At 74.7% G+C, this 13,812-nt stretch carries 12 protein-coding genes; 9 read left to right on the plus strand and 3 right to left on the minus strand.

From position 1 onward, the window contains the following. The 5 genes from LG379_RS04500 to LG379_RS04520 all read left to right on the plus strand — a co-directional run bounded on the left by LG379_RS04500 (nucleotide 1) and on the right by LG379_RS04520 (nucleotide 5,318). Nucleotides 1–2,106, plus strand: coding sequence for a beta-galactosidase (locus LG379_RS04500; protein ID WP_225753398.1), 2,106 nt, complete (start codon nucleotides 1–3; stop codon nucleotides 2,104–2,106). 76 nt (nucleotides 2,107–2,182) lie between these two features. Further along, a complete protein-coding gene (locus tag LG379_RS04505; protein ID WP_225753399.1) occupies nucleotides 2,183–3,187 on the plus strand; it encodes an aldo/keto reductase family protein in 1,005 nt (334 codons plus the stop codon). A 10-nt stretch (nucleotides 3,188–3,197) separates the two neighbouring features. Then, complete coding sequence (locus tag LG379_RS04510; RefSeq protein WP_225753400.1) at nucleotides 3,198–4,046, plus strand: NAD(P)-dependent oxidoreductase; 849 nt, start codon at nucleotides 3,198–3,200, stop codon at nucleotides 4,044–4,046. Continuing rightward, the gene (locus LG379_RS04515; RefSeq protein WP_225753401.1) at nucleotides 4,043–5,119 is read left to right on the plus strand and encodes a Gfo/Idh/MocA family protein; all 1,077 of its coding nucleotides are present in this window, start codon (nucleotides 4,043–4,045) and stop codon (nucleotides 5,117–5,119) included. The genes LG379_RS04510 and LG379_RS04515 overlap by 4 nt, the downstream gene beginning before the upstream one ends. 49 nt (nucleotides 5,120–5,168) lie before the next feature. Further along, nucleotides 5,169–5,318, plus strand: coding sequence for a hypothetical protein (locus LG379_RS04520; RefSeq protein WP_225753402.1), 150 nt, complete (start codon nucleotides 5,169–5,171; stop codon nucleotides 5,316–5,318). A 9-nt stretch (nucleotides 5,319–5,327) separates the two neighbouring features. On the opposite strand, the gene LG379_RS04525 is transcribed toward LG379_RS04520, so the two are convergent. Beyond that, entirely contained in the window at nucleotides 5,328–6,788 is a 1,461-nt protein-coding gene (locus LG379_RS04525) for a lipase maturation factor family protein (protein ID WP_225753403.1), read from the minus strand. 186 nt (nucleotides 6,789–6,974) lie between these two features. Here LG379_RS04525 and LG379_RS04530 point away from each other — a divergent pair, with 186 nt between their 5' ends. Beyond that, the gene (locus LG379_RS04530) at nucleotides 6,975–7,379 is read left to right on the plus strand and encodes a type II toxin-antitoxin system VapC family toxin (protein ID WP_225753404.1); all 405 of its coding nucleotides are present in this window, start codon (nucleotides 6,975–6,977) and stop codon (nucleotides 7,377–7,379) included. A gap of 169 nt (nucleotides 7,380–7,548) precedes the next feature. On the opposite strand, the gene LG379_RS04535 is transcribed toward LG379_RS04530, so the two are convergent. Continuing rightward, nucleotides 7,549–9,081 (minus strand): ATP-dependent DNA ligase, encoded by a 1,533-nt coding sequence (locus tag LG379_RS04535; protein WP_225753405.1) that lies wholly within the window; start codon nucleotides 9,079–9,081, stop codon nucleotides 7,549–7,551. Between the two features lie 115 nt (nucleotides 9,082–9,196). Between LG379_RS04535 and LG379_RS04540 the strand changes: the two genes are divergently transcribed. The 3 genes from LG379_RS04540 (at nucleotide 9,197) to LG379_RS04550 (ending at nucleotide 13,402) form a co-directional block, all read left to right on the plus strand. Beyond that, nucleotides 9,197–10,009, plus strand: a complete 813-nt coding sequence (locus LG379_RS04540) for an SDR family oxidoreductase (protein ID WP_225753406.1) — start codon at nucleotides 9,197–9,199, stop codon at nucleotides 10,007–10,009. Between the two features lie 186 nt (nucleotides 10,010–10,195). Beyond that, nucleotides 10,196–10,681: a hypothetical protein gene (locus LG379_RS04545; protein ID WP_225753407.1), complete on the plus strand. Its 486-nt coding sequence runs from the start codon at nucleotides 10,196–10,198 to the stop codon at nucleotides 10,679–10,681. A 15-nt stretch (nucleotides 10,682–10,696) separates the two neighbouring features. Next, the gene (locus LG379_RS04550) at nucleotides 10,697–13,402 is read left to right on the plus strand and encodes a cation-transporting P-type ATPase (RefSeq protein WP_225753408.1); all 2,706 of its coding nucleotides are present in this window, start codon (nucleotides 10,697–10,699) and stop codon (nucleotides 13,400–13,402) included. Here LG379_RS04550 and LG379_RS04555 read toward each other — a convergent pair. Continuing rightward, nucleotides 13,338–13,796: a PTS glucose transporter subunit IIA gene (locus LG379_RS04555; protein WP_225753409.1), complete on the minus strand. Its 459-nt coding sequence runs from the start codon at nucleotides 13,794–13,796 to the stop codon at nucleotides 13,338–13,340. The two genes, LG379_RS04550 and LG379_RS04555, sit on opposite strands and share 65 nt — an antisense overlap. Between the last annotated feature and the right edge of the window lie 16 nt (nucleotides 13,797–13,812).

Here is a 13,812-nt window from a genome sequence, read left to right on the forward strand (position 1 = left end):
GTGACAGGGAACGGGACGACCGACCGCACCGACGGCGCCACGCGGGGTTGGGACCGGACGGGTCCCCCGAGCCGGTCGCGGTGGATCCGCTGGCCGGAGGGGACGCACAACCGCGCGCCGGGGGACGGGCCGCACGGGCCCATCGCGTTCGGCGGGGACTACAACCCCGAGCAGTGGCCGGAGGAGGTCTGGGCGGAGGACGTGCGCCTCATGCGCGAGGCGGGGGTGAACCTCGCGACGGTGGGGGTGTTCTCCTGGGCCAGGATCCAGCCGGACCCGGACACGTGGGACTTCGCGTGGCTGGACCGCGTCCTGGACCTGCTGCACGAGAACGGGATCGCGGTCGACCTCGCCACGGCGACGGCGTCCCCGCCGGCGTGGCTCACGACGGCGCACCCGGAGATGCTCCCCGTGGACCGCACCGGCGTCGTCCTCGGGCAGGGCGGCCGCCAGGCCTGGTCGCCGAGCTCGCCGCACTACCGGGAGGCGTCGCTGCGGCTCGTCGAGCAGATGGCGCAGCGCTACGGCGACCACCCGGCACTGGCGATGTGGCACGTCTCGAACGAGCTGGGGTGCCACAACGGGCGCTCGTACAGCGCGGTCGAGGAGGTCGCGTTCCGCCGGTGGCTCCAGGAGCGGTACAGCACCCTCGACGAGCTCAACGCGGCATGGGGCACGGCCTTCTGGAGCCAGCACTACGGCGCCTGGGACGAGGTCCAGCCGCCGCGCGCGGCGCCGTCGTTCCTCAACCCGACCCAGCAGCTCGACTTCGCCCGGTTCTCCTCCGACGCGCTCCTGGACCAGCTGCGCGCCGAGACCGAGGTGCTGCACCGCCACACGCCGGACGTGCCCGTCACCACCAACTTCATGGTGATGTCGCACTTCTCCGGCGTGGACTACGCGACGTGGACGCCCGGCCTGGACCTCGTCTCCAACGACCACTACCTCATGGCGCACGACGCCGAGTCGTACGTCGAGCTCGCCCTCTCGGCCGACCACACGCGCGGGCTCGCCGGCGGGGGGCCCTGGATGCTCATGGAGTCCTCCACGAGCGCGGTGAGCTGGCAGCCGGTCAACGCTGCCAAGCCCGCCGAGCAGCTGCGCCGCAACTCCCTCACCCAGGTCGCCCGGGGCGCGGACGCCGTGTGCTTCTTCCAGTGGCGCGCCGCGCGCTCCGGCGCCGAGAAGTACCACTCGGCGATGCTGCCGCACGCCGGCACGGACTCCGAGCTGTGGCGGACCGTCGTCGGCCTCGGCGCGGACCTGCAGGCGCTCCGCGAGGTCACCGGGTCCCGCGTCGTGGCCGAGGTCGCGCTCGTCCTGGACTACGAGGCCTGGTGGGCCGCCGAGCTCGACGCCCACCCCAGCGCCGTGCTGCGGTACCGCGACCTCGCGCAGGACTGGTACCGGGCGCTGTGGGACCGCGGTGTCACGGTCGACGTCGTGCCGAGGGGCACCGACCTGTCGCGGTACCGCGTCGTGCTCGCCCCCCTGCTGTACCTCGTGCGGGACGCGCAGGCCGAGGCCTTCGAGGAGTTCGTCCACGGCGGCGGTGCGCTGCTGACGACCTTCTTCTCCGGGATCGTCGACGAGGACGACCACGTGCGCCTGGGCGGCTACCCCGGGGCGTTCCGCGACCTGCTCGGGGTGCGCGCCGACGAGTTCCGGCCGCTCCTGCCGGAGCAGACCGTCGCCGTGTCCGGGACCCTGGGCGCCGGCACGGGGACCCTGTGGTCCGAGCCGGTGCGCACCGACGACGCCGAGGTCCTGCTGACCTACGACGACGGCCCGTCCGCCGGGTACGCCGCCGTGACCCGCGCGACCCGCGGCAGCGGGCACGCCTGGTACGCCGGTACCCACCTGGACCGGGCCGGCCGGGACGCCGTCGTCGACGGGCTGCTCGCCGGGGTCACCGCCCCGGCGGAGGCGACCGACGGCGTGGAGGTCGTGCTGCGTCGCGGCGACGCCGGCGAGTACCTCTTCGCGATCAACCACACCGACACGGACGGCCAGGTCCACGCCGAGGGCACGGAGCTGCTGACCGGGGCGTCGTGCACGGCGCCGACGACGGTGCCCGCCGGTGGGGTGGTGGTCCTGCGCCGCTGAGGGACGGCATCCCGACCCCTGGACCCGGCCGGCGTCCCCAGACGCCCGGTACACCGCAGCGAGGAGGAGGAACCCCATGCACCACCGCTACCTCGGCAACAGCGGCCTGAAGATCTCCGAGATCACCTACGGCAACTGGCTGACCCACGGCTCCCAGGTGGAGAACGACGTCGCGACGCAGTGCGTCCGGGCGGCGCTCGACGTCGGCATCAGCTCCTTCGACACCGCCGACGTCTACGCGAACACGGTCGCGGAGGAGGTGCTGGGCGCGGCGCTGGACGGCGAACGACGGGAGTCGCTGGAGATCTTCACCAAGGTGTTCGGCCCGACGGGACCGAAGGGCCACAACGACGTCGGGCTGTCCCGCAAGCACATCTTGGAGTCGATCGACGCCTCCCTGCGCCGTCTCCGGACCGACTACGTCGACCTGTACCAGGCGCACCGCTACGACGTGGAGACGCCGCTCGAGGAGACGATGCAGGCGTTCGCCGACGTCGTCCGGCAGGGCAAGGCGCTGTACATCGGCGTGAGCGAGTGGACCGCTCAGCAGCTGCGCGAGGGCCACGCCCTCGCCACCGAGCTGGGCTTCCAGCTCATCTCCAACCAGCCGCAGTACTCGATGCTCTGGCGGGTCATCGAGGCCGAGGTGGTGCCGGCGTCCGAGGAGCTCGGCGTCTCCCAGATCGTCTGGTCGCCCATCGCCCAGGGCGTGCTGACGGGGAAGTACCGGCCGGGCCAGGCACCGCCGGAGGGCTCGCGGGCGACCGACGACAAGGGCGGGGCGGACATGATCCAGCGCTGGATGTCCGGCGACGTCCTCACCGCCGTCCAGGGTCTGGCACCCGTCGCCGAGGGCGCCGGGCTGACGACCGCCCAGCTCGCGATCGCCTGGGTCCTGCAGAACCCGAACGTGGCGTCGGCGATCATCGGCGCCTCGCGGCCCGACCAGGTCCGTGACAACGTCGAGGCGTCCGGCGTCGTCCTCGACGCCGACGTCATGGCGGCCGTCGACGACGCCGTCGGGCACCTCGCCGAGCGCGACCCTGCCCTGACCACGTCGCCCGCCACCCGAGAGGCCTGAGGAGGCACGCATGAGGATCGCCGTCACCGGGGGGACCGGGAAGCTCGGCCGCCACGTCCTGCACCGGCTGCGCGAGGACGGGCACGAGGTGCTCAACCTCGACCGGTCGGGGGAGCGCAGCCGGGAGCTCGTCCTGGTCGACCTGACCGACTACGGACAGGTCGCGGACGTGATCCTGGGCTTGGACGACAGGCACTCGGGGCTCGACGCCGTGGTGCACCTGGGCGCCATCCCTGCGCCCGGGCTGGTGCCGGACGCGGCCACGTTCCGCAACAACATGCTGAGCACGTACAACGTCTTCCAGGCGGCGCGTCGGGCCGGCATCCGCCGGATCGTCTACGCGTCCAGCGAGACCGTGCTCGGGCTGCCGTTCGACACCCCGCCGCCGTACGTCCCGGTCGACGAGGAGTACCCGGCCCGCCCGGAGAGCACCTACTCCCTCGTCAAGCACCTCGAGGAGCAGATGGCGATCCAGTTGACGCGCTGGGACCCGGAGCTGAGCATCACCGCGCTGCGGTTCTCCAACGTCATGGACGTCGAGGACTACGCCGAGTTCCCGTCGTTCGACGCCGACGCGCAGCTGCGGAGGTGGAACCTCTGGGCGTACATCGACGGCCGGGACGGGGCCCAGGCCGTGGCCCGGGCGCTCGAGCGCGCCGAGCCGGGCTTCGAGGCCTTCGTCATCGCCAACGCCGACACCGTCATGAGCCGCTCGAGCGCGGAGCTCGTCGCGGAGGTGTACCCCGGTGTCCCGGTCGCCAAGGAGGTCGGGGAGCACGAGACGCTCCTGTCCATCGACAAGGCGCGCCGCGTCCTCGGGTACGAGCCGCAGCACTCCTGGCGCGACCACGTCTCGTGAACGGGCCCACGATCGCCGTCGTCGGCGGCGGACGGCGCACGCAGCTCCTCCTGCGTGTGGCCGCCGCCGCCGGCGAGCGGCTCCCGGTGACCGGCGTCGTCACGCGGCGGGCCGAGGTGGGGGACCGGCTGACGGCGCAGTGGGGCGTCCCGACCTTTCGGACCCTCGACGACCTGCTGGCCGTCGGCCGGCCGGACCTCGTCGTCGTCGCCGTCCCGTGGCCGGCCTCGCCGGAGGTCCTCCGCGACGTCGCCGCGCGCGGCCTGCCGGTGCTGGGCGAGACCCCGCCGGCCCCCGACCTCGACGGACTCACGGCGCTGTGGGCCGACGTCGGCGCGTCCGGGCTCGTCCAGGTCGCCGAGCAGTACCTGCTCATGCCCGGGCACGCCGCGCGGCTCGCCGTCGTGCGGGAGGGCGTCATCGGTGAGCCGACGTCGGTGGAGGTCGCGTCCACGCACCTGTACCACGCGGTCTCGATGATCCGCGGGTTCCTGGGGGTGGGGCTGGACGACGTCGTCGTCAGCGGGCGGGACTTCAGCGCGCCGCTCGTGGACCCGCTCGGCTTCGACGGCTGGGTGCCGGACGCCCGCCCCGAGCCGCGGACGACGACGCTCGCGACGCTCGACTACGGGGGGCGGCACGGCGTGTACGACTTCGTCGAGAACCAGTGGTGGAACCCGCTGCGGGCGCGGCGGCTGGTCATCCGCGGGTCCCTGGGGGAGGTCGTCGACGACGAGGTCACGCGCCTGGTGGGGCCCACCACGCCCGTGACGTCGCCGCTGTCCTACCGCCGCACGGGCATCGACATGAACCTCGAGGGCAACGACCTCGTGCACGTCGCCTTCGACGGTCGGGTGGTCTACGAGAACCCGTGGGTCGGCTCGCGTCTGTCCGAGGACGACGTCGGCGTGGCGAGCATGCTGGCTGCGGCCCTCGCCTGGGCGCGCGACGAGGGTGCGGCGCCGTACCCGCTCGCCGAGGCGTGCGAGGACCACGCGATCTCCCTGGCGATCCAGGAGTCCGCGCGCACCCGGCAGGACGTGCGGGTGTCCGGGATGCCGTGGGCTCGCTGAGCGCGCCTCGCCCGCGGGTGAGAACGTGGTTCCCGACCGAGGAGGCCACATGACCGAGCACCCTGGGGACGACGTCCCGGTCCTCGAGGACGACGAGACGATCCCGCCCCGTCCGGAGGAGGAGATCGCGGACGTCGCGCGCTCCGAGCCCGACGTCCGCGGCCACGGCGGCGACCCGGGCGACGTCGAGCCCGCCTGACGACGCTCGTCACCCTGCCCGGGCGAGCGACCGCAGGTCCTGCGCGTCGACCATGAGACCCAGGTCGTCGCGCACCCACCGGACGCCGTCCCGCCGTCGCTCGGCGGGCGTGGCGAAGCGGTAGCGGTACATCCGCGCGCGCACCCACCGCGGCCGGGCGCCGTCGAACGGGTCGTGCGCGAGCAGGCGCAGCGTCGGTCCGTCCGCCTCGAGCAGGCGACGCAGGAACGGCACGAACCACCGCAGCTGCGCGCTCGACCCGAGCCCCAGGAACCACATCGCCCAGTCCAGCCGCAGGTGGTACGGCGCGTACTGCCGGGGCAGCCGGCGCACGTCGCCCGGCTTGCCCCTGAACCCGTACTCGGCCCACCGCGCGTCGTCGGGGTCCTCGTCGAGCGTGCCCTCGACCACCACCTCCGTGCGCCGCCGGGTGACGCTGCCGAACGCGCCGTACGCGTTGACCAGGTGCAGCACGTCGAACGACGCGTTCATGAGCTGGTTCCGGGACACGAGGTTGCGCAGCGGGCGCCGGCCGAGCCACACCAGCACCGCCGACACCGCGAGCACCACGACGACGAACCACGGCGGTGCCGGGCCGGCGCCCGCCGAGCCCACCGTGACGCCGAGGGGCCGGAGGACCCAGCCGAAGGTGTCGTCGGTCACCGCGGAGAACGCCAGCACGATCGTCAGCCAGTTCAGCCACGCGAAGTTGCCGGAGATGACCAGCCACAGCTGCGTCACGACGACGACGCCGGCCGCCGCGCTCGCGACCGGCCCCGGGACGAGCAGGAGGAACGGCACGAGCAGCTGCGTCACGTGGTTCGCCGCCACCTCCACCTTGTGCAGCGGGCGGGGGAGCAGGTGGAACAGGCGGCTCAGCGGGCCCGGCATCGGCTGGGTCTCGTGGTGGTAGTACAGGGCGGTGAGGTCGCGCCACGCCGGGTCGCCGCGCCACTTGATGAGGCCGGCGCCCAGCTCCAGGCGCAGGACGAGCCACCAGAACAGCGCGATGACGGTGACGGGCGGGTCGACCTGGTCGGACCCGAGGAAGGCGGCGAGGAAGCCGGCCTCGAGCAGCAACGACTCCCACCCGAACCCGTAGAACACCTGCCCGACGTTGACCACCGACAGGTACAGCGCCCACAGGACCAGGAACGCGAGCATCGGCACCCACGGCGGTCCCTGCTGCGGCAGCCCCGCGACCAGCAGCAGCCCGACGACGACGCCCACCGCGGCCACCGCGGTCACCAGGCGGTCGGAGTACCGCCAGTGGAAGAGGCTCGGGGCGGACCGGAACGGCACCCGGCGCACGAACGCGGGGACCGGCAGCAGCCCACGCTCGCCCAGCAGGGCGCGGAACTGGTGTAGGACCGCGACGAACGCGACGACGTAGACGGCGGCGATCCCACGCTGCAGCACCGCGCGCGCCGTCGTGTACGCCTCGGCGTCGAACCACTCCACCCGGACCATCCCTCCCGGTCGGCACCAGGATCGCCGAGCGGGCGCGGACCCGCGCGCCGGTTGCGGCCCCGGTCCCACCGCCCGCCCGCCGTCCAGCCCGCCACTTCCCGTCCGATCCGCATGGTGCATCATGCGGATCAGACGCAGAGTGGCGGATCGGACGCGGGCGGCGTCCCGTCGACGAGGGGAGGGGCGATGACCCGGTACGTGGTGGACGCCGGGGTCGTGCTGCGGATGGCCGAGGAGGGCGTCGTCGTCGGCGCGGAGCACGAGCTCCTCGCACCGACGCTCGTGCGGTCCCAGACCCTGTCGCTCCTGCACCAGGCGGTCCACCGCGGTGACCTCACCGAGGCGGAGGGACGCTCGCGGCTGGCGGCGGTGAACGGGGTGCTGCAGCGGTCCCGCCTGCTCGGCGACGCGGTGCTGCGCCGGACCGCGTGGGACGTCGCGACCCGCCTCGGGTGGGCGTCGACCGAGGACGCCGAGTACGTGGCGCTGACCCGCCTGCAGGGCGACGCCCTCGTCACGCTCGACGCCGACCTCGCGCGCCGCGCGGCCGACGAGGTGCGGGTCGACCCGTACGACGACCTCACCCGCTGACCGCCGCCCGCCCGGCCGGCCCCGCCGTCGGCGCCCCCCGCCGCGCCGCAACCCGCCACCCTCCGTCTGATCCGCATGGTGCAGGTGGCGGGTCGGACGCGGGTGGCGGTTGGACGAGTGGGGGAGGTCAGGGGGAGTCAGCGGGGGTGCGGGGGCGGCGAGGGGAGGGTCAGGGGGTGGCGAGGGCGCGGACCGTGTCGATCGTGTCCGCCTCGGCCGCCGTCTTGTCGTCCCGGTAGCGCAGCACCCGCGCGAAGCGCAGCGCCAGCCCACCGGGGTAGCGCGTCGAGCGCTGCAGCCCGTCGAAGGCGATCTCCACGACCTGCTCCGGCCGGAGCCGGACGGTCCACCCGTCGTCGTCGAGGGCGAGCTCGCGGAAGCGCTCCGTCTGCCAGGCGAGCATCTCGTCGGTCATGCCCTTGAACGTCTTGCCGAGCATGACGAACCCGCCGTCGGCGTCCCGCGCGCCGAGGTGGATGTTCGACAGCAGGCCTGCGCGCCGCCCCGACCCGCGCTCGACCGCCAGCACCACGAGGTCCAGGGTGTGCCTCGGCTTCACCTTGACCCAGGCGCTGCCGCGACGACCCGCCTCGTACGGTGCCGCCGCGTCCTTGACGATGACGCCCTCCTGGCCCGCGGTCACCCAGCGCTCGAAGGCTGCCTGCGCCGTGGCGGGGTCGCCGGTCCGCACCCGCTCCACCGCGTGCGTGCCGACGACGGCGTCCAGCCGCGCCAGCCGCTCGGTCAGCGGGGCGTCGAGCAGGTCCTCGCCGTCGACGTGCAGCACGTCGAAGAAGAAGGGCCGCAGCGTCGTGGCAGCGGCGAGCTCGGCGTCGCGCGTGGCGCTGCGGGACGACGTCTCCTGGAACGGGCGGGGCCGACCGTCGTCGTCCAGCGCCAGGGCCTCGCCGTCGAGGACGACGGTCCGCACGGCCAGCGACCGGACGACCTCGACGATCTCCGGCACGCGCGCGGTGATGTCGTCGAGGCTTCGCGTGAAGACGCCGACGTCGTCGCCGTCGCGGTGCACCTGGATCCGGATGCCGTCGAGCTTGGCGTCGACGACGACGTCGCGCCCGTCGAACCTGGCCACCGCTGAGGCCACGTCCGGCGCCGACGCGGCGAGCATCGGCCGCACCGGGCGCCCCACGGTCAGCCCGAACGACTCGAGGGCGGCCCGGGCGTCGTCGGCGTCGTGCGCGGTGAGGGCGGCCGTGGCCACCGGCTCGGTGGCGCCCGCGAGCATCGCGGCCCGCCGCACGACGTCGGCGGGCACCCCGGCGGCCTCGGCGACCGCGTCGAGGAGCAGCGCGTCCAGGGCGCCCTGGCGGAGCTCACCGGTGACGAGCCCGCGCAGGAGGTGCTGCTCGGGAGCGGTCGCGGCGGCGAAGAGGTCCCGCGCCAGGGTCCCGCGGGCGGTCGCCGACCCGGCGCCGCTCAGGCCGGCCATCCGCTCGAACACCGCGTCCACCTCGAGCACCTCGAGCGACGGCTCGTCGGCCGGCGCGGGGAGGTCCGAGAGCGACCGCCATCCCAGGCCGGTCCGGCGCTGTCGCAGCTCCCCGGCGAGGTACCGCGCGACGACGGGCACCTCCTCCGCCGGGGTGCGGCGCAGGAGGTCCACGAGTTCGGACCTCTTCGCCAGCCGCGACCGGGTCGCGGCCAAGGTGGCGGAGGTGGCGGCGACGTCGGCGAGCAGCACCTCGTCATCATCGCGCGTCGGGCCGCGCGGCGCGGCCGGAGGTCCTGCGCCGGCCGCGCCCCGCCTGGCTAGCGTGGACGCCGCAGGGGCACGACGACGTGCTGGAGGAGCGACGATGCAGATCACGGGCAAGGTGTTCGTCGTCACCGGTGGCGGCAACGGCATCGGGCGGGAGGTGGTCCTGGGCCTGCTGCGCCAGGGCTCCCGCGTCGCCGCCGTCGACGTCAGCCAGGAAGGCTTGGACGAGACCGCGCGGCTCGCCGCGGCGGGGGAGCGGCTGACGTGCCACCGGGTGGACCTCACGGACCGGGCCGCCGTCGAGGCGCTGCGCGACGAGGTCCTCGGCGCGCACGGGCACGTCGACGGCCTGCTCAACGTCGCCGGGATCATCCAGCCGTTCGTGCGGGTGAACGACCTGCCCTACGAGGCCGTCGAGAAGGTCATGGCCGTCAACTTCTGGGGCGTCGTGCACACGGTCAAGACGTTCCTGCCGGCGCTCCTGGAGCGACCCGAGGCGGCCCTCGTGAACGTGTCGAGCATGGGCGCCCTCGCGCCCGTGCCCGGCCAGGCCGCCTACGGCGCCAGCAAGGCCGCGGTGAAGCTGCTCACCGAGGCGCTGTACGCCGAGCTGCGCGGCACGCCCGTCGCCGTGACCGTCGTGTTCCCCGGCGCGATCGCGACGAACATCGCGGCGAACTCCGGGGCGATGCCACCCGGCATGGACGCCTCGAGCGCGTCCTCGCGCGCCGCCGCTGCGAAGACGACCTCCGCGCACGACGCCGCCGCGCACATCATCCGCGGCATGGCCAAGGGCGCCTACCGCGTCACCATCGGCAAGGACGCCCGCGGTCTCGACCGGCTCTCCCGCCTCGCCCCGCGCCGGGCGACGGAGCTCATCGCCGACAAGATGAGGTCGCTCCTGGGCTGAGGTCGTCGCGGACGGACCGGGGAGGATCCGTCGTGCAGGGCGCACCGGATCCTCCCCGGTGCCGGTGCCGGTGCCGGTGCCGGTGCCGGTGCCGGTGCCGGTGCCGAGGGTGTGACCTCCGTCCCTTCCGACGCCGGGTGCCGCTCCTAGCGTGGAGGGGACGTCCCTCGTCGAGGAGTGGTGGTCATGTCAGCACCCGCGTCCCTCCCGGCCGGTCCGATGCAGCCGACGGCCGGCGTCCGTCCCGTGCCCGCCCGACGGCGAGCGGCACCCGGTCCGGTCGCGCGGCGCGCCGGGCACGTCCTCGGTGCGCTCGTCGACGTGCTCCTGCTGGTCGCTCTCCTGGGCTGGCCCGGGTGGCGGGCCGTCCCGTTCCTCACCGAGGACTTCCGTCGCGTGCTGGGGATCCTCATCGTGTCGCTCGTGCTCAACGCCGCGGCCGAGCTGGTCTACGCGATCGTCGACCGGCCGCGCGTGAAGGCGGTCGGGGACCTCCTCACGCTCAGCGTGTCCCTGCTGGTCACCGTTCGCCTGTGGCAGGTGTTCCCCTTCGACGTCACCGATGCCTGGGCGACGGTCTTCAGGGTGCTCCTCGTCCTGGGCGTCGTCGGCATCGTCATCGGGATGCTGGTCGCGCTGGTCACGGCGGTGCGCCCCCGAGCGGAGCGGTGACGGGGGCGGCGCACCGTGGCGGCGCCGCCGTCGGCCGCTGCCGGCCTGAGCTCCCACGAGGCGGACCGCCGCCGGGCCGCGGGCGGGCCGAACCGCATCCCGCCACCGCCGCGACCGTCCCTCGCCCGCCGCGTGCTGGCGGAGCTCACCCACGCCTTCGCCGTCATGCTCTGGGTCGCGTCGGCTCTCGCCTTCGTCGCCCGCCTCCCGCAGCTGGGCGTGGCCATCGCCGCCGTGGTGCTGCTCAACGCGCTCTTCGCGTCGTGGCAGCGGGCGCGGGCCGACCACGCCGCGGAGCGGCTGTCCGCGCTCCTGCCCACCCGGGTGTCCGTGCTGCGTGACGGCCGCCGTCGGATCGTCGACGCGGACGACGTCGTCGTCGGGGACCTGCTCCTCCTGGAGTCGGGGGACCGGGTCCCCGCCGACGCCGTCGTCGCGGCGGCGCACCGCCTCCTCGTGGACACCTCCCTGCTCACCGGGGAGAGCGAGGCCACCGCGGTCGACCCGGGCGGGGACCTCTTCGCCGGCACGTTCGTCGTCGAGGGCGACGCCCAGGCGGTCGTGACCGCCACCGGTGGCGGGACGCGCCTCGCCGGGATCGCCCGGATGGCGACCGCGCCCGGGCCGGAGACGCCGTTGACGCGGGAGCTGCGACGCGTCGTCCACGTGCTGGCCGCGATCGCCGTGGGTGTCGGTGCGCTGTTCCTGCTGGTGTCGGTGCTCGTCGGCAACCCGGTGCAGTCGGCGGTCGTCTTCGCGATCGGCGTGACCGTCGCCCTCGTGCCGGAGGCGCTGCTGCCCACCGTCACGCTGTCGTTGGCCTGGGGCTCCGAGCAGATGGCGCGGAGGCGGGTGCTGGTCCGCAGCCTCGACGCGGTGGAGACCCTCGGCTCCACGACCTTCATCTGCACCGACAAGACGGGCACGCTCACCCGCAACGAGATGACCGTCGTCGCGGCCTGGACCCCGGCCGGGTCGGTCACCCTCACCGGACGCGGGTACGACCCGGGAGCCGACGGCGTGGACGTGGCACCGCAGCCGGACGTGGACGCGGACGCCGCCCGTTCCGCCGTCCGCGCCGCTGCGGTGGCCGCCGTCCGCTGCTCCACCGGCTACGCGCACCTCGTCGACGGCCGGTGGCAGGCGCACGGCGACCCGATGGAGGCCGCGCTGGACGTACTGGCGCGCCGGATGGGCGTCGACACCGACCGCGACCGTCGGGAGGCCCCGGCGACCCGACGGATGCCGTTCGACCCGCGGACGCGCCGCATGGCCGTGGTCGTGGACGGGGTGCTGGTGGTCAAGGGTGCGCCCGACGGCGTGCTGCCGCTGTGCCGCGACCCGGCGGACGTGCTGGGCGCTGCTCAGGCGCAGGTCGAGGCGCTCACGGGCCGGGGGCTGCGGGTCCTCGCGGTCGCCGCACGGCCGTGGGCCGAGCCGAACCCGACCGTGGACGCGACAGCGGCCGACGACGTCTCGCGGCTCGGACTGCTGGGCCTGGTGGCCCTCGAGGACCCGCCGCGGGACGACGTCGTGGAGGCCCTTGCAGCGTGCCGGCAGGCCGGCGTCCGCGTGGCCATGGTGACCGGCGACCACCCCGCGACCGCGGCCGCGATCGCGGACGAGGTCGGCCTGCGCCGCCCGGGTGACCCGGTGCTCGTGGGCCACGAGCTGCCGACCTCGGACCGGGTCCTCGGAGCGATGCTCGACCACGACGGCGTCGTCGTCGCCCGGGTCTCACCCGAGGACAAGCTGCGCATCGCCAGGGCGCTGCGGCACCGCGGGCACGTGCTCGCGATGACCGGTGACGGCGTCAACGACGCCCCGGCGCTGCAGGCCGCGGACATCGGCGTGGCGATGGGGCGGTCGGGGACCGACGTCGCCCGCGAGGCCGCCGACCTCGTGCTGCTCGACGACGCCTTCGCGAGCATCGTCCGGGGCATCGAGCACGGCCGTGCCACCTACGTCAACGTGCGGCGGTTCCTCACCTACCACCTCACGGACAACGTCGCTGAGCTGACGCCGTTCGTCGTGTGGGCCCTGTCCGGGGGACGCTTCCCGCTGGCCCTCGGCGTGCTGCAGATCCTCGCCCTGGACCTGGGCACGGACACGCTGTCGGCCACCGCGCTCGGTGCGGAGCCCCCGCACCGGCACGTGCTGGACCAGCCCCCCGTCCGCGCCGGCCTCCTCGACCGGACGGTGCTGCGACGGGCCTTCGGGCTGCTCGGGCCGCTCGTGGCCGCGCTGACGATGCTGGCGTTCGTCCTGTCCCTGGCGGTCGCCGGCTGGACGCCCGGGGGACCGCTGCCGGACGACGCGGGCGTGCGCGCCGCGTCCGGGGCGGCGTTCATGACGGTGGTGCTCGCGCAGACGGCCAACGCCTTCGCGTGCCGCAGCGCGAGCCGGTGGCCCGGTGCGCTCGGCTGGACGAGCAACCGCCTGCTCCTCCCTGCCGCGTCGACGGAGCTGGCGTTCTCGCTCGTCGTGCTGCTCGTCTCGCCGTTCGCGCTGGCGCTCGGGCACGCCCGCCCGCCGGCCGTCGGGTGGGCGGTCGCGTTCGCGTCCGCAGGCGCCGTCCTGGCCGTCGACGCAGCGGACAAGGCGTGGCGCCGACGCGGCGTCGGCGCGCGGCCAGGACCGCGGGCGCCGGGCACGGTCAGTCCCATCGGAGCAGGGCAGCGCCACCGGCGACCGGACGCCCCGGTGGGACGAGGGGTGTGACATCGCCCGGGGCGCCGTCCAGCACCACGACCGGGCACAGCGGCGAGCGCCCGCCTGCCGCGACCTCGGCCGGCCGCCACGAGACGACCGCCTCGCCCTGGCGGACCTCCTGGTGGCGCCGGGCATGCACGGTGAAGCCGGCCCCGCGCAGCTGCACGGTGTCGATCCCGAGGTGGACCAGCACGCCGTGACCCTCCGCCGTCACGACGACGAACGCGTGCGGGTGCAGCGTCGACACGACCCCGCTGACCGGCGCCGTCGCGGTGACGACGCCGGCGCCGGAGGGCTCGATCGCCAGACCGGGACCCACCATGGCGTCGGCGAAGACAGGGTCGGGCACGTCGGCGAGCGCGCGCACCACGCCGGCCAGGGGGGCGTGGACCGTCGTCGGCATCGGACCTCCGGGGGCT

This window comes from Actinotalea sp. Marseille-Q4924 (assembly GCF_916618755.1).
Taxonomy (GTDB): Bacteria; Actinomycetota; Actinomycetes; order Actinomycetales; family Cellulomonadaceae; genus Actinotalea.